12 protein-coding genes are annotated in these 16506 nt (G+C 47.5%); 3 read left to right on the top strand and 9 right to left on the bottom strand.

The genetic code is table 11. From position 1 onward, the window contains the following. Positions 1-21: 21 nt before the first annotated feature. The 7 genes from H7F31_RS16475 to H7F31_RS16445 form a co-directional block, all read right to left on the bottom strand. The gene (locus H7F31_RS16475) at positions 22-1977 is read right to left on the bottom strand and encodes a hypothetical protein (protein ID WP_187105086.1); all 1956 of its coding nucleotides are present in this window, start codon (positions 1975-1977) and stop codon (positions 22-24) included. Between the two features lie 61 nt (positions 1978-2038). Beyond that, complete coding sequence (gene alr / locus H7F31_RS16470) at positions 2039-3205, bottom strand: alanine racemase (protein ID WP_187105085.1); 1167 nt, start codon at positions 3203-3205, stop codon at positions 2039-2041. A gap of 25 nt (positions 3206-3230) precedes the next feature. Beyond that, complete coding sequence (locus H7F31_RS16465) at positions 3231-4262, bottom strand: glutamate cyclase domain-containing protein (RefSeq protein ID WP_187105084.1); 1032 nt, start codon at positions 4260-4262, stop codon at positions 3231-3233. 75 nt (positions 4263-4337) lie between these two features. Continuing rightward, positions 4338-5744 (bottom strand): hypothetical protein, encoded by a 1407-nt coding sequence (locus tag H7F31_RS16460; RefSeq protein WP_187105083.1) that lies wholly within the window; start codon positions 5742-5744, stop codon positions 4338-4340. A 272-nt stretch (positions 5745-6016) separates the two neighbouring features. Further along, positions 6017-7066 (bottom strand): GntG family PLP-dependent aldolase, encoded by a 1050-nt coding sequence (locus H7F31_RS16455; protein WP_261800524.1) that lies wholly within the window; start codon positions 7064-7066, stop codon positions 6017-6019. Between the two features lie 33 nt (positions 7067-7099). Next, a complete protein-coding gene (locus tag H7F31_RS16450) occupies positions 7100-9205 on the bottom strand; it encodes a hydantoinase/oxoprolinase family protein (protein WP_187105081.1) in 2106 nt (701 codons plus the stop codon). Further along, positions 9183-10838, bottom strand: a complete 1656-nt coding sequence (locus H7F31_RS16445; RefSeq protein WP_187105080.1) for a hydantoinase B/oxoprolinase family protein — start codon at positions 10836-10838, stop codon at positions 9183-9185. Before H7F31_RS16445 ends, H7F31_RS16450 begins: the two co-directional genes overlap by 23 nt. A 169-nt stretch (positions 10839-11007) precedes the next feature. Here H7F31_RS16445 and H7F31_RS16440 point away from each other — a divergent pair, with 169 nt between their 5' ends. Then, positions 11008-11910: a LysR family transcriptional regulator gene (locus tag H7F31_RS16440; protein ID WP_187105079.1), complete on the top strand. Its 903-nt coding sequence runs from the start codon at positions 11008-11010 to the stop codon at positions 11908-11910. Between the two features lie 504 nt (positions 11911-12414). On the opposite strand, the gene H7F31_RS16435 is transcribed toward H7F31_RS16440, so the two are convergent. Further along, positions 12415-13290: a nicotianamine synthase family protein gene (locus tag H7F31_RS16435; protein ID WP_187105078.1), complete on the bottom strand. Its 876-nt coding sequence runs from the start codon at positions 13288-13290 to the stop codon at positions 12415-12417. A gap of 162 nt (positions 13291-13452) precedes the next feature. Next, complete coding sequence (locus tag H7F31_RS16430; protein ID WP_187105077.1) at positions 13453-14355, bottom strand: helix-turn-helix domain-containing protein; 903 nt, start codon at positions 14353-14355, stop codon at positions 13453-13455. 136 nt (positions 14356-14491) lie between these two features. Between H7F31_RS16430 and H7F31_RS16425 the strand changes: the two genes are divergently transcribed. Both H7F31_RS16425 and H7F31_RS16420 read left to right on the top strand, forming a co-directional pair. Then, complete coding sequence (locus H7F31_RS16425; RefSeq protein ID WP_187105076.1) at positions 14492-15478, top strand: Gfo/Idh/MocA family protein; 987 nt, start codon at positions 14492-14494, stop codon at positions 15476-15478. Beyond that, complete coding sequence (locus H7F31_RS16420; protein WP_187105075.1) at positions 15475-16467, top strand: Gfo/Idh/MocA family protein; 993 nt, start codon at positions 15475-15477, stop codon at positions 16465-16467. The genes H7F31_RS16425 and H7F31_RS16420 overlap by 4 nt, the downstream gene beginning before the upstream one ends. The last annotated feature ends 39 nt before the right edge of the window (positions 16468-16506 follow it).

The raw sequence follows: 16506 nt of genomic DNA, 5'->3' as shown, positions 1-16506 counted from the left end.
CTTACCTCCGCATGCCGACGATCAAGGATAAGCCGTTGCCGTTAATATCCCTGCATCGCTTACCGTTATTTTATAGCTTGTATTATTGGGAGATTTCAGAATGAACCCTTCTCCCGGTGCGTCAAGTGCCGCATTTATCTGATTAATAAACGACGCACGTTCAACGGTGTCGCCTTCCGCGGTCAACCCTAGTCCTGTTACCAGTATGGACCCCCCGCTTCCTACGATTTGAAAACTAGCTCGTACGGCCGATACCGGAGCAGTAACCGATTTTACGATGCGTCTCCACTCTGTGGTCGAGAGGTCCGCGAGCACGATCAAGTCTTCCGCCACAACATTATTTGCTGCATCGACCCATACGACAGATACTTTCTGTTCCAAATTCCCCGTCGTGTATTTTGCCCAGCCGCTGAACACAAGCGAAGCGCCTCCGAACACCGGAAATTTGGAGGAATAGATGTAGGATATTCCCGAGGTTACCTTTACCTCAATGCACGAGCGGAAGCCCGCCGGCACGTCTGTCGTATTTTTGCGAAAATAGACTGTTCCAGTTCCCGTATAGACATACATATTCCAGTCTGACTTCTGATCCGTATCGGATGCCGTAGACATATTTTCACCTGTCGTGTCTACGCTTGCAGCAATATTTAGATTGCGGTCCTGATCGTTAATATTGGATTCGTAAGTAACTCCGGATACGACTTTCGTAAAACGCGTGTTTTGCACATATACATTTTCCCTGCGCGCACTTGTCACTTTATTGGCGGTCCATTCACTGAAATAGGACTTGTCGATATTCACGCGGAATTTGGGCGCTGCCGCCAAACCATTTATAATATAGGCAGGAGAATCGAAACCGGCGGCCCGTTTGGCAAAAAAAGTATTGAGGTTTAACCTGCCCTCGGCCCCGGGAGCGATTTCAAATAAATTTTTGTTAATGCCGCCCTGATATCCCGCATCGTCTTGCGTTATTGTGGCTTTGCCATCGATATATCCCCATGTGCTCCCAATTTCGATCGAGCAATTGGTGAGAATAAAGTTATTGCCTTTGAAACCGTAACCTTCCGTGCTGGAAACTTTAAGAATTTCGCACGAATCAATGGATAACGCACTATCTTTCGCATAGAAGCAATAAGCATTCACCGCCGAATAGGGACTGGAGGGGACGGTATCCCATTCGCTTGGGCCACAGTCGAACAACCCGCCTATAATTTTCAGTATGCCGTTTGGCTGATTGAGAATGAGGCAGTTCTGCACAGCTCGGAAATGAATGCCGTATATAAAATTCTCGCTCTGCGGAGCGTCAAGCGGATTGGGATCGTCCAGGTATGCGCCATACTGGATACCTACCAGGCAGCGGTTGACCTGCAGCCCATAAACTTTAATATGCTCCGCAGGCCTCGACGCACTTATCGATACCCAGTGTATGCCGCATTTGTAAGGCTTAAAGCCCGCACCGACCCTGATGTTGTACAGGTTCAAATACAAGCCGGAAATCGCCAGCACGCAATCTCTCATCTCTTCCGTATCCGTGCTTTCAGAAATTCCGAAAAGCCAATAACCGTTAAAATCTATATTTTGATCGCTACCCGTCATTTTGACTGACTTAACATTGTAGTTTCTCGTGAATATGACAGGTCTTCCCGAGTCAAAAGCGGCTTGAACGCAGTCGGTATCATCGAAGCCGGTCCCAACTTTGTAATAGTCCGGCGAAACGGCACGGCTGCCAAATTCCGAATCGATCCGCGTAAAATTTTCGTTCACGTCAGTCACGTCGATCGGAGTCGTCCGTTTAAGCTTTAGGTTGTCTGTTAAAGTCGTTGCGGCAAAAGTCGATTTTCCCGATATCAAGAATGCCGCCGTCGCAACGCCAAGAGCCCCGATCATCTTTCGCCTGCTTATTCCCGCCGGTTTCACGTTTGCCGCCTCGTGTCCCGAAGCTTCCGTTTTCTGCTTGTTTTCCTCATTCATATTCACATTCTCTTCCTCCAATCATATTGGAATTTAATATGTTGGCCTTAGCTTCCTGCATCTTCCTTTATTCGCTTTCCTCAATTTCCCAAATTTCCCCATCTCTCCAGAATATATAGGGCACAGAAGAAGGATTGATAGAAGTCCACAATTGTGCGGATGAAATGTCTAATCGCTGGCATATTTCGTTCACCGTGATTTCTTCTCCTCCCTGCTTACCGATTAGAGTTACTTCATCGCCAACCGAAACCCCAGGCACATCCGTAACATCAATGCGAATATGCTCAAGACTTACTGAACCTCTTATCGAACATCTTTGTCCGCGAACAAGTACGGTATTATCTTTATTTTTAGCGGACAGCCCATCTCCTAAGCCTATAGGCGCCACTCCGAACACACTATCCCTTGTCAAAGTGTAAACACCAATCTGCTCGCCTTTTTTATAGTTTTTCACGGATATAAGTTTGGATCGAAGCGCCTTAAAAGCATTCTGTAGGTGAAGGTCTATTTTACGAATCATAGGCTCTGGATCGCTAAACAGTCCCCCGCCTATGGAAATACAGTTCATCCAGGTCTGCGGCATTGAAATAGCAGCAGGACTGCTTGCGGCTTGAAAATAGGGAATATTACATCCGGATTGTTTCAAACGCGTTGCCAGTCCTTCAAACCTCTCCCACTGTTGGTCTACGAATGCCCGGTCACTCGGGTCTCCTAGAGCTGCTCTCGCTCCAATATGAGTATATATTCCATCAATAATGTAGGGGGTATGGTTATTTATAAATGCAACCATTGTCTCCACCTCTTCCAACGGCACACCAAGCCTGCCCAAGCCGGTTTCAACCTTAATCCAAATCTTTAATGGAACGTCTTCTCTTAAATAAGCCTGGTACAATTGAGGGTCATTTGCGTTATAAAAGGTAGGCATTAAATTATGCTCCGCATAGAGATGTGCTGATTGTGGAAATGAATTTCCAAACACTTGAATTGGAGCTGTTATGCCACTCTTTCTAAGCTTCCTGCCGTCTTTTACACTTCCTACAGCCAAAATTGGAATTCCATTACTAACTAAATGATGGGCTAACGGCACAAGACCATGTCCGTACCCGTGAGCTTTAATTGCACCAATGATGATTGCGCGTCCCTCTAGCATTTGTGTATATTCGCGTACATTATTTGTTACAGCATCAAGATCAATTTCTACCCAAGTCGGACGAGCTAATTGATTGATTTCCATTTTGTCTCCCCTCTTTCATCCTGCCTCACGAATCGACACTGTGCCTTCTCAATCCCTGCATGACACTTTCTCTCATTAATTTAATCAAGGCAAGATGAATTGGAGCTCGGCAGCCATCTACACTTGGCATATTAGTGGCTCCAATTGTGTCATGAAAATCAGCATCTGCACATGCTTTAAGCACTCTGTCTTCAATATCCTCAGCTACCATTGCATCAAGCTCGCCTGTGCTTGCTGCCAGTAGACAAGAAATCGCATAACCTCCCCAATTCGAAATCGTTGCAGGCACTAACAGATCTACCTTCGTCGAAGGTACAATTTTTACACCATGGTTTACCTTCTCCCGGATGGTTTCCGCAATATTGGCCATTCCAATTTCATTGCCTCCATCACCAATGCCCATTGTCGTTATGCCCCTGCGGGTTGCTTCGAGAAAGAGATAGTCCAATTTGCCTTGTGAATCGGTATAATCAAATCCCCCCATACCATGAATTCTGCCCTGTTCGTTCATTCCGCCTCTTTCAATGGAAATACACATTGCTGGCTTATAGAATTCGATTAATCTTGCAGCTTCAAGTTCGCCTGTTTGGGCATCCTGGGGAAAGGGAATAACCGCTGCAGTTGGTACGCAAGCGAATCCTCTGGAGCTATCAATAGAAGCCGCTAAATTATCGGGAGGAGAACAATGCATGCCAGACCCATTAACGATTTTCTTCATCCCTTCAACCAAATAGTCGTCTGTCACAATGATAGGTAGTGCTTGGAATGCGATTCTTAGGCTTCTTGCCAAAGCTACTGCTCCCGGAGGACCGTCTGATTCACCGAAATGCGGCACATTCCAATATTGATCCGCCCACCCGGTTACTATGAATACATAATCCCCCGGCTTGATGGATTTCTTCAGCAACTGGATTGATGAATAGCTAAGAGAATCCTCCTGTTGAGCTCGGGCCGCTTCATATAATACTGCAATACTTCCTCTGGCTGAAATATCCACCGTCATTAGTTTATCAAGGGCTTCGCCAATTTTCCTGACACCCGCATCTGTAATTTTCATTGTTAAACTCATTCCTTTCGCTTTGATTATGACAAGTAAAGTTTAGGAGTATTTTATATCTATATTAGGTAATAACTAGGTATTGAACATTTTATTAATTAGTGTAATTGCCTCTTCAACGATTATTTCAAAAGCATCAGGCACCAGCTTTGACCAATTCGAGTAATTCAGTTCATGTCCCCCACGCGAAAACGCCTCTTTGAATGGAATATATCCTGCATTTCCGGTAGCATGTACGATATAAGTAAAATCAGCTTTGGAGTGCTGTTTAATTTTTAAACCGCCCTCTACGAATAACTCTCCAGGCAAACCAACATATACGGCATTACCGATCCGCAAAACTTGAAGCTCATATTCATAATAAGCTTGCTGCTTTCGTTGATTATTGACATCCACGACCTGAGCAGCCAGTACCCAGTCGTGATCTATAATTTCGTTAACAGTATCTACCCAAAATGGAGCAGGTTGTTTTACGAGAAGCGCTTCTGCTGCCGCCAGTTTGTCCGGGTCGGGCTCTCTAATCGGGATTTTCAAAACTTTAAAAGCCCAATCGAGTGTAACCTTATTTGTAAAGTCCATGCGAGAAATCACTTTCTCTGTCTCGGTTGTCAGCAACTTTGCCATGCGGGCAGAGTCCTCGATATAATCCGGATCGTAATTGCCCCAAGGGTTAATGTTTCCGCAAGCCCCATTCAAAACAAGGGAAAAACAATTAAAGCCTAATTTATCCGCCAGCTGTAATGACCATTTGCCTGGCCAGTCCGCTGTCACAATTCCCACTGCACCCAGCTCATGAACAGGATGACAGGTATAATTCAATATGGCCGCAACCACCTCCGATTGCGCATTCTTAAAGCACATGACCCCGACTTCTGCATCAATAGGGCCTTCCAGATAAAGGCTGTTCGCAAGTATCCCTCGCGGCATTCCAATCGAGCCATCCCTCATTACCATTCGCCTATTGAAAGATGCCCTGCCTTCAATTCCACTAGCTACGCCATATTGGACGAGCTTAATATCAGAAGCAGCTTGTTCAATTGCTTCAAATATACGTTCCATGGCATAGTTATGATAACTGGCTTGCTGTCCCCTCACCCATTCGAATTCCTCTGGAAAAGGAAAAGTGTCACTGAATTTGGTATAACCAATGGCTGGGGCTCCATGATTCTGGGTAGCATGTACCATCACGGACTCCCAATCGAATCCGAAGCGCTCAACAGCCCAATTGCGGATTATGTGAATATATTTTTCGATGATAAAGGTTACATCCAGTGATACAATTAATACTTTGCGCTGATTGGATTGGATAATCATAGCTTTTGCATATAGGGGATCCTTAAATAGTACTGCCGACCGCTTACAATGAATAGTGCCCATTAGAAACGTGCCTTCAGGCGGTGTAATATCTGCCGCGCCACACCCAAGTTCAATCGATAATTGCGTCAAATTGTTGTTTTTCAGACCTTCCATGAAATTCGTCATCGTCGATTCCCTCCTTCATCTGCATACATTACAACAACACTGAAGAATCTTATTTTCTGTATATAAACATTTTCTCGGTTACCGCTGGTCTTCCCACACATTTGCAAACCCATCCCCCCAGATCATACTTAACTATGAAGTAGCTAAGCTGATTCTCATTATAGATAGCGGGTAGTAGAGTTCAAAGAGTAATGTTTTGTCATGGATGTTACTTCATTGTTCTATCCCCTAAACATGAAGAAATTATAAGTTAATAGAACACAACGAAATACTTATGCAAGTGAAATCACTTTTTCCAAACTGGCAGCTGCTTTTGCTGCATCCTCGTCTCCAATATGCCGGTGAAACACAAAACGCACAATTTTTTGGTTATACAAATAGGCAGCAACACCTTGTTGCTTCAAGCGCCTGAGCAATTGTGCCGCATCGAGACCCGATTCTGAAATATCCGCCATGACGATATTGGTCTGCACGGTATTCAAGTCTATCTTAATGCCCGGGATATCTTGTATGCTTTGGGCGAACTGCCTGGCTCTGCGATGATCGTCTGAAATACCATCTACCATCTCATCGATGGCAATCAATCCAGCTGCAGCCATGATATCCCCCTTATGCTGACTTGCTCCGCCAAGTGCTGATGCAAGACGTTCCGCTTTCTTAACAAACGCTGCTGAGCCACATAATACAGCCCCTTCCGGAGCACTCAAGCATTTATTTAGATTAAAGACCACCGAATCGTACATCTGGGTTATGGAACGAACCGGCAGCTTGAGCGCAACGGCTGCGTTAAAGATGCGGGCTCCATCCAGATGCACAGCAATCCCGCGTTCCCTCATCGCTGCACAGATTACTGCTGCATAGGCTTGAGACAATACCGTTCCCCCACTGGCATTATGGGTATTCTCCAAACACAAGAGTTTGGTACGTGGTTTGTGCGAGAATCTTTCGTCTTCAATAGCACGGATTATATCTATATTAGGGATCACACCGCGCTGCCCTTTAATCATCCTAGGATGAACTCCCGCGATGGATGCCATTCCCCAGCCTTCTGACCATGCAATATGGGAGCCCTCTTCCAGAATAACCTGGTCTCCACGATCGGCATGCGCCATGATGGCAATGAGATTGGCCATCGTGCAAGACGGGAGCAGCAGCGCTGCTGCTTGACCCGTCAGATCGCACGCTTTATTCATTAACGCCTCAACAACTTCTCGACCTCTGAAGGGAACAGAACTTAGCTCTATGCCTTGCATGGCTTTCCACATCTTATTCGTTGGCATCGTTCTAGCGTCAGTGCTTAAATCAATAAAGAGACTACTCATCTCCACACCACTGCCTCCCTATGCTAACCTCATTTAATAGAGATCAATCAATAAATTAAGATGACTGTCCACCCTAATTTTCGTACGGGGTCCGGCAACTACCGTCGATTCCCTTTCTTCAATGACAGCAGGTCCCTCTACGATGGCGCCAGGCTCAAGACGATATCTGTCGTAAACCGCAGTTGTCGTATAAGCTTTTAATTCAGGAAAATAGACCTGCCTTTGTCCTTTCAGTGCTTTATCTGCATCTGGTTCATAACGGTTGAAATTCAGCTTGTCCACCTGTTCTGGAGCGACAGCTCTTAGTCGGAAATTAATACATTCAAGTGAAACACTCTGTGGGCAATGTCCGAATGCGGCTTCATATTCCTTCAGAAACGCTTGTTTCAAGACAGTCGCGTCTTCATGAATCAGCATAGATTCGGGAAATGTGACTGCAATTTCATATCCCTGACCTGCAAAACGCATTTCCGCTGTATGAATCATCCCGATTTCCGCTTCTTGTATGCCTACCATTTTCAATCCGTTTATTGCTTTAGATCGCATCTCGGCAAAAATTCGGCGCAGGTAACTCCAATCCAAGGTGTCCAGGTTGCTCACATAGCTGCGGCCGAGCTCAATCATAGGGGGAGCAACAAGCATGCCAGCAGCCGAAGCCACCCCAGTGGCTGGGGGACATATAATCCGCTTCAAACCTAGCAAACGGGCTATCCCATAAGCATGGACAGGTCCGGCTCCGCCTGTCGCCACCAAGCTGAACTTCCGCGGGTCCGTTCCTTTTTCGGCAATATGAATTCTTGCTGCCGACACCATATTATGGTTCACAATCTCATGAATGCCTGCCGCAGCTTCAATGACACTAATTCCGAGTGGTATAGCTACTTTATGTTCAATAGCCCGTGTTGCCAAATCAATATTCAGCTTCATATCCCCGCCGAGAAAATAATCCGGGTCTAGATATCCGAGAACCAAATCCGCATCTGTAACCACGGGTTCGTCACCGCCTTGCCCATAACACGCAGGTCCGGGAATGGAGCCTGCGCTCTCCGGCCCAACCTTCAGCATGCTCATATTGTCCAAATGCGCAATACTTCCACCACCTGCGCCAATCTCAATCATCTCCATGACAGGTATACGCAACAGAACGCCGCTACCCTTTTTGAACCGTTGTTGGCGAGCTGCTTCGAATTCATAGATCCTATTCGGGTTGCCATCGCGGACAAGACACATCTTAGCTGTTGTCCCCCCCATATCGAAGGCAATGATTTGGTTTTCTCCAGCCATTCTGCCATGGAACGCTGCGGCAATCACGCCGGCCGCAGGACCGGATTCAATTAATTGGATCGGATACGCAGCTGCTGTCTCCGCATCTGTTAAGCCTCCGTTAGACATGACAATATTCAACGAGGCATCGGTGCCATATCCCGCTAAGCCTTGCTCTAACTTGGCAATATAGGTTCGCAGCAACGGCTTCACATACGCGTTGGCAATCGTTGTAGAGAAGCGTTCCAGCTCGCGAATTTCGGGAGCCACGTCCGAAGAGAGGGTTACCGAAACCCCAGGAATCTCTTCATAGAGAATTTGCTCGGCCTGCTTCTCATGCTCTGGATTCCGGTAACTATTAATAAAGGCTACTGCTACGGAAGTAATGCCTTGCTCCTTAAACAAGGCCGCCGCCTTACGCACATCCTCTCCATCGAACGGTAACAGCACATTACCTTTACTATCTATACGTTCACTTACTTCCCTGCGCAGATAGCGCGGAACCAGCGGATCTATCTTTTTCAGGAAAAGATCAAAAACGTCAAAACGCATTTCATTGCCAATCTCGATCACATCGCGGTAGCCTTCCGTTGTAATCAGCCCCGTTGCTGCACCTTTGCGCTCAATCATTGTATTCGTGATTAAAGTTGTACCATGAATGAACGTATCTACATCATGAAGTTCTAATCCATATTGCACGGCCATAGCCTCCAGGCCATTGAATATGGCACGGCTTGGATCATCCGGAGTCGTCAAAATTTTACCTGTCAGGACGGTTCCACTCTCTCGATCAAGCATTGTTATATCGGTGAACGTTCCACCGACATCCGATCCAACCATCCACTTCCGGGTGCTACCCTTTGTATTTATAGACATGGACTGCAGCCTCCTTAGAAATGAATTCATCGCGCAAATCATGCTCAATCGCTTGTTTATCCCGTTGATGCGGACTTCCAAAACCTCCGCCCCCTGAATACTGCAAGCGGATTCGATCTCCAGGCTTCACTTGATTCCTGCCCTTTAATGAAGCTGCCACTTGCCCGTTAACTGCAGCATGCGCTGAGCCTCCTGCTTCTCCCCCAGCCGTTCCGAGTGCCGGATGTTCAACACGGTCAAACATTAAAGACATCTGAACAGGTCCGTCACCGCGTATTTCCAGCTCAATGACCTGGCCCAATCCTCCTCGGAATTCTCCTGCTCCTCCGGAATCCTGCAGCAGCTCCTTCTTCCATATAATCATCGGAGATACAGCCTCTGTAATTTCCATGGAACCGACGCTGACATTAGAGGGAAAGCTTGTGCAGCTTAGACCATCATCTGTCGGCCTCGCCCCCATACCACCGCATATCGTGAGCACCGTCGAGAACGGCCTGCCCTGCCAGCTTCCGTTTAATATGGTATATTGCTGGGGTGAGCTTCCCGAATCGGCAATGATTTGATTCGGAATGGCTTTGGCAAGCGCACCGTAAACTACACAGGAGAGAAAATGTCCCACCAGATGTCTTCCGTTCACAGGTGCAGGAAACGACGGATTGAGAATACTGCCGACAGGGGCGATGACGGTAAATGGCCTATAGGAGCCCTCATTTCGTGGCGTCACCGGATCAATCGCGCATTTAACCGGAAAACATGTATAGGCATGCGTATAATTATAGGGAACATTAATTGCATGAGCGATCTGCGGTGAGGACCCGGTAAAATCGATGACCATTGAATCTGCGTCTACAGTAACGGCTACCTTTAATAAAATCGGTTCGCCATTATAGCCATCTGTCTTAAGCTCATGCTGATATACACCATCAGGAATGGCTGCAACAGCCCGGCGCATTGCCTGCTCCGCTTTATCCTGGATTTCGCGGGATAGGGGAGATATGTTATCAATTTCATTCTCCTCCAGCAGTTCGACTAATAGTGTAGCTCCCGCACGGCCTGCAGCAATCTGCGCATGAACATCGCCAAGCACTTCATCTGGCACACGGACATTCCCGCGTAGAATCTTTATCAGGTCCTCGTTCGGCTTTCCTTCCTTGTAGAGAAAGAGTGGCGGAATACAAATTCCCTCTTCATACACCTCTCTTCCATCGGAAGCCCAACCACTACCGCCCATATCAGCCATGTGCGCGATGCTGCCTGAGAATCCAACCAGCCGATCTTGATAAAAAATCGGAATAACGCAAGTGATATCGAGAAGGTGACCCGATGCGATCCATGGATCATTGGTAATGACAACATCGCCTTGCCCCCATACCTGCTGGGGGTACAACTCCAAAATACGTTTCAACGCACGTGACATCACGCCATTAAACGAAGGAATACCGATTGTATTCTCGGCAACCGTATCACCGTTCTCGTCAAACAATACACAGGAATAATCATTGGATTCCCGCACTGTTGGTGAGAAAGATGTCCGCTTCAGTGTAGTTGCCGTTTCATCCGCAATAGCAATCAGCCGGGTCCATAATATTTCTAACATAATGGGATCGAGTCGATTTTTATCACTATTGGACATATTGAATTGCCTCCTTGCCGGGATTTAATGACCCTGCTAATTAATCAGGTTTGTACCTTGATACTATAGTTGACGCACTTTAATATCCAATATATAATCTTCATCATAGATATAACCAAAATGGAATATCGTATTTTCTGAAATAATTAAATCAGAATGGTGGTAAAGTATGCACCTACAGTTATTACACTACTTTCAATGCATAGCAAGGCAAGGCAACTTTACCAAAGCAGCATTAGAGCTTCATATCACACAGCCTGCGCTTAGTAAACAAATGGCTAGATTAGAAAATGAAATGGGTGCGGAGCTGTTCGTACGTACTGGGAGAGGGATCAAGCTTACTGAAGCAGGCAGCAGGCTGCTCTTTCACAGCGAGCGGATTCTTGCAGATTGGGAGATGGCTGCTCAAAGCATCAAGGATTTAGGATTATCCGGACGGGGATACGTCAGACTAGCCATGTACCCGACATTCATGTGGTATATTCTACCGCAATTTCTACCGGGTTTTGTTCAGAGTAATGCAAGTATTGACTTCGAAATTGAACAAGGGCTAAATGAAACCATTATGGATTGGGTCATTGGACATCATATGGAAGCAGGTATCGTGACGGCCCCTGTCTCCCACCCGCAATTAAAGCAAATTCCACTGCTCGTTGAAGAATTCGGATTGCTTATGCATACAAGTCATCCTTGGGCCAGTAGGAACTTCATCCCATTTGAAGACCTTCACCAGCAACCGCTGATTCTTTCTACCTTAAACCGCTGGTACGAAAGCTTTATTCTCCCCCTTTTCAAGCAATTGGCCATCCAACCTGAGGTTCGCTTGGTCGTCCATCAATACGATGTGATCAAAGAACTCGTCCGCGCTGAGCTCGGCGTTGGGCTAGTCCCCATTAACGCTTATCAGATGTGGAAAAAGACCGAGAGGGAGCTCGGTCAAGAACTTACGATTATCCCAACCCACCCGACATTGCAACGGCAGTTCGTGTGGATCGAGCGTCATGACAGAACGCGCTCCACTGCCTGCCATCTTTTCCTCGAATACATGAATCAATATTTCAATGAGGGATAATGCCGATGCCCGTGGAATTCTGCCATCAAATAGGCTTACTTGAAGCCCGTGATGTTTAAAGTCCCGTCATTGCAGCGTGATCCAGTTCAAGTAGTAAATGGTAGAATCGATTGTTCAGTATTTCCAGAAAATCTTAAATACGCATTCGCATTCATATCATTATCAGCTAAATGATGAATGATTTGTTTTATTGTCCATTCATTCAATCGATATGGAGTCTTCATTCCCATCTTTATCCTAAATTTAAACAGAAAAAAAGAGACTCTCCGCCTACTTGCCAGCAGGCCTCAAATCTCCGATGCTCTCGAATAAGCTTCTAGATATAGACCTTTCCTCTCTCCATGTATTTTGTTCCAACAAATTCAAGACAATTGAATCAATTTCATAAATCTAAAGCCTCGCTATGGCTAGCATCTTAAGGCGTAGAAAAAGGCGTACCTCCCCAAATCGCTACCTCACTTGCTTCCTTTGCTGTGCCCAATAATCGAGCAGGGGCTGACTCCCTTATTCATTCCGGCCCAAAAACAAAGTCGAATTAATCACCTGCCTCCCGTCCGGGGAAGTTCTGCCTATAATATCCCAGCCTAAACGATAGAGCAGCGACTCGTCGATGGCTTCGTACATAATTTGACGAATGCCCTCTGCGGTGCGGACTGCCACTAGTGCCTGAGGAGTGGTACGGCTTATCTGCTCCAGCACCTCCCTCTTGTTGCGAACAAGACTGGCCACGAAGATTACATCATAGGCACTATAATTGAAGTCCGCTCCTTCCATCAGCTTGACGATTACCTTCGACTCCAAGCCCATTCGCTTAAGCAAGGTACGAGATACCTCGAAGGCACCGCGATCCTTCTCCAGAGCGACAACTTCCGTTTTCCCGAACAAATGAAGCATGACGGGACTTAGAGGCAATGGGCCGCTTCCGACGAATACGATTGGCGCTTGCTCCGTCTTGCCATGCTTGTCCAGCAGCACGCTCAAGAAGGATAGCTCTTCGCCTACCAGAGCGTTATAGACCCTCCATATCGGCATCGCAGCAAGCTTGACCAGTGGAGAAACGTCGCCATGTGCAAGCTGCCGGGCATCATTTAATTCCGCAAGGAATTCTGCTTCGGATAGCTTATCTTGCAGCTTTCGCTGGTTGCTTCTAATATAATCGTCGCCAAGCACTGCCGTAATCTCCTCCGGCAAGTAGCGGGAACGCAAGCGGCTCATGAGACGGCCGATGATCTCAGATACTTTTGCATTGTCGGGAGACAAATCCTGTTCATGCTGGAGCCGTTCATTCGTTTCCTTGAAAAGTCGAATTAAGGCTTCAATCTTATTCTCCTTCAAGTTCGAGTCCGTGTTCATTATCGTTTCTGTTGCCTGTGCATCCATTCGCGCTGCCCCTCCTTCAATCCGCGACAAGTTCTCACTTTTTGAAGTATATTCGTCCAGGCAGCAATCTAGACGAGCAATTCGGGTTATGTTAGGAGCAACCGTCAAACCTTCCTACGCTGCGCCTACTTCCCATTTCAGTCGCAGGCTCATGATCCATAGTCAGGTTGACCGCGTCCGAACGTTCCCTCGCATTCTGCTTTTAAATTGTTTGGGGGTACAGCCGTTAAAGCGCCGGAACATCTCGTAAAAATGCGCCATATTTTCAAGACCGACCGCTGCGGCAATATCCGTTGCTTTCCTGTCGCTCATCGCAAGCATGCGGGACGCTTTGGCGATTCGTTTTCGGTTCACGTATTCCGTAAAGGAAAGTCCCATTCTGTCCTTAAAAAATTTAGAAAAATAAACGTAGCTCATCCCTGCTATACGGCTAACCTCCGTCATGCTGATCCGTTCGCCCAGCTTCTCGTCAACGTGGGCGATGACGGGTCTAAGAACCTGAGCGTCCGTCTTGTCATGCGAAGTTAGAATGCCCTCTTCGTCATGCCGAATCAGCGCCAGCATTAACGCTTTGATTTGCATGCTAACCGCTATTTCGTAACCATGCCTTCGCTGCATCACCTCATCATGGATTTGCCTGATGGCATTCCCAACTTCGTTGCTAGCGGTCAAGTTGCGGCGGAACATCCCGTTCAGCGCGTCGAGCGGATGCAGCACTTCGATAAAGGAGCTGGAAAAATGCATGGTCGCGGGATCGAAATAAGGCTCGAAATCAACATGAAGCACGATATAGGAGACATTCATGCCCACATGCGAATAGCCGCGATGAAGCTGATTGGAGCCAACAACCATAACCTCGCCAGGCTTTAGACTAAACGATTCGTCAACCGTATGCATTTCGTGAACGCCTTCAAGAACCAATATGAATTCTACTTCCTTATGGTAATGCCAGCGTGGAATGGCCGATTCCGCCTGCTTCCACTCGCTTTTCTGTTGCGTAAATGTCCACACCTTCAAACAAAGCTGCGGATTTTGATAGTGAATCGGTTCCTTAAAGATCTCCATGTCGTCGCCTCACAATGCAATTGATACTAATGTTGAATTTGGATACATTTTAACTAAATTATCGCATATACGCCCCACTTTAATCCATGTATGATTAGGACAATTCATCAATTAAGCACAGAAGGGACGATATGGGATGAAAGTAGCAGTATTGGGCAGCGGGGGCATGGGAGGCGTTCATGCCGATGTTTACACAAAGCTCGAAAATGTCCGCCTGACCGGTGTTTGCGACGTGCGAATTGAGCAGGCCGAAAAGTTGGCCGCTCGTACCGGAGCAACAGCTTACAGCTCCTTTGACCGGATGCTGGAGGACGCCGATTTTGATGTAATCAGTATTGCGCTCCCTACCTATTTGCACAAAGAATTTGCGATCAAAGCGGCAAAAGCAAAAAAGCATATTATTTGCGAGAAGCCGATCGCGTTGACTGCCGAGGACGCCAAAGAGATGATCGCAGTATGCGAGGATAACGGGGTACGTTTGTTTGTCGGCCATGTAGTCCGCTTCTTCCCGGACTATGCCAATATGAAAGCGGCGCTGGAAAGCGGGAAGCTGGGTAGACCAGGCGTTGCGCATGCCAGCCGGATCGGAGGGCATCCCGGCGGCTGGTTCGCGGATGACTCCCGCAGCGGCGGCGTTATATTGGATCTCATGATTCATGATCTTGATTTCCTCCGGTCATGCTTTGGCGAAGTCAGCAGCGTATATGCGCTGAACGCCAAGAAGGATACTTTGGATTACGCGCTCGTCACGCTGCATTTCGATAACGGTACTATCGCGAACGTTGAGTCGAATTGGGGATATCCGGGGCCATTCCATACAAAAGCGGAGATTGCGGGAAGCAAGGGCATCATTAGAGCCAATAGTTTAAAGAGCAGCTCTTTGCAGATCGCGAAGCAAGGATCGTCCAACGATCCAAGCGCTTCCGTCGTCATTCCGGGCAGCCCGGGATTCCGCAGCCCTTACGAGCTGCAGCTGGAGCACTTCCTCTCCTGTATCAGTGACGGCGGCAACCCGATCGTAACGGCCGATGACGCTCTCAAAGCGCTTGAAGTGGCGCTCGCCGCCAAGGAGAGCATTCGAACTGGCAAAGTCGTTTACATGCAAGGAGGACGCAACCAATGAATCCATTAAAAATCGGCATGATTAGTTTTGCGCACGGACATGCCTTCTCCTACCTAAACTCCCTGCTCTCCATTCCGGAGGTGGAGATTATCGGCATCGCCGACCCTGAACGCGGAAGGGTTGCGGAAGTTATCAGCAAGCACGGCATCGCCTATTACGACGATTATCGCAGCCTTCTGGAGCAATCGATGGACGCCGTTGTCATCTGCTCGGAAAATGTTTTCCATGCGGAATTAACGATTGCAGCGGCAAATAAGGGCATTCACGTATTATGCGAGAAGCCTCTTGGTGTGGGCGCCGACGAGATGAACGCCATGATCGAAGCCTGCAACAATAATAACGTCCAATTAATGACCGCCTTTCCATGTCGATACCTGCCAGCCGTGATACAAGCTAAAGAAGCGGTGGAACGCGGCGAAATCGGGGAGATCGTTGCCATTAAGGGAACCAACCGCGGCACGGCACCTAGCGGCTGGTTCGTCGATCCGACATTATCCGGCGGCGGCGCTCTCCTCGATCATACGGTTCATGTCATGGACTTGATGTGCTGGATCACAGGCTCCGAACCCGAGGAAGTTTACGCTTATGCAGCCACCCTGTTCGATGAAAAGTTAGGCGTCGACGATGCCGGCATGATTCACGTTAAATTCGAGAACGGGACGTTCGGCGTCGTGGATACCAGCTGGTCCAGGAGGGCTCCGTTCCCGACATGGGGCGATGTCACGATGGAAATAATCGGCACCAACGGTGTGATATCCGTAGATTCCCTCGGACAAGTAAACGAACTATATAGCCAGGAAGCCGGCACCGGCCAATGGAACTATTGGGGCGACAATATGGATCTTTATCTGGTGAAGGCGTTTGTTCAAGCCATTAAGCAAGGGGAACAAGTCCCGATCAGCGGCGAAGACGGAATGCGTTCGGCAGCTGTCGCTTTGGCCGGTTATCAATCAATCGAAACGGGCCAGCCTGTTAAGCTTCGAGTCTAATCGACTTACGTACTAACAACATGGAGCCATGCACAAGCT

This window comes from Paenibacillus sp. PAMC21692, assembly GCF_014303795.1.
GTDB lineage: Bacteria > Bacillota > Bacilli > Paenibacillales > Paenibacillaceae > Pristimantibacillus > Pristimantibacillus agaridevorans.
The sequence above is the reverse complement of the archived record's forward strand: the minus strand, read 5'-3'. Positions and strand labels throughout refer to the sequence as shown.

Excerpts from the sequence above, each read along its gene's own strand:
- H7F31_RS16450 (WP_187105081.1), bottom strand. The coding sequence starts at position 9,205 with ATGTCTATAAATACAAAGGGTAGCACCCGGAAGTGGATGGTTGGATCG.
- H7F31_RS16425 (WP_187105076.1), top strand. The coding sequence starts at position 14,492 with ATGAAAGTAGCAGTATTGGGCAGCGGGGGCATGGGAGGCGTTCATGCC.
- H7F31_RS16420 (WP_187105075.1), top strand. The coding sequence starts at position 15,475 with ATGAATCCATTAAAAATCGGCATGATTAGTTTTGCGCACGGACATGCC.
- H7F31_RS16460 (WP_187105083.1), bottom strand. The coding sequence starts at position 5,744 with ATGACGAATTTCATGGAAGGTCTGAAAAACAACAATTTGACGCAATTA.
- H7F31_RS16440 (WP_187105079.1), top strand. The coding sequence starts at position 11,008 with ATGCACCTACAGTTATTACACTACTTTCAATGCATAGCAAGGCAAGGC.
- H7F31_RS16445 (WP_187105080.1), bottom strand. The coding sequence starts at position 10,838 with ATGTCCAATAGTGATAAAAATCGACTCGATCCCATTATGTTAGAAATA.
- H7F31_RS16430 (WP_187105077.1), bottom strand. The coding sequence starts at position 14,355 with ATGGAGATCTTTAAGGAACCGATTCACTATCAAAATCCGCAGCTTTGT.
- H7F31_RS16435 (WP_187105078.1), bottom strand. The coding sequence starts at position 13,290 with ATGGATGCACAGGCAACAGAAACGATAATGAACACGGACTCGAACTTG.
- alr (WP_187105085.1), bottom strand. The coding sequence starts at position 3,205 with ATGGAAATCAATCAATTAGCTCGTCCGACTTGGGTAGAAATTGATCTT.
- H7F31_RS16455 (WP_261800524.1), bottom strand. The coding sequence starts at position 7,066 with ATGAGTAGTCTCTTTATTGATTTAAGCACTGACGCTAGAACGATGCCA.
- H7F31_RS16465 (WP_187105084.1), bottom strand. The coding sequence starts at position 4,262 with ATGAAAATTACAGATGCGGGTGTCAGGAAAATTGGCGAAGCCCTTGAT.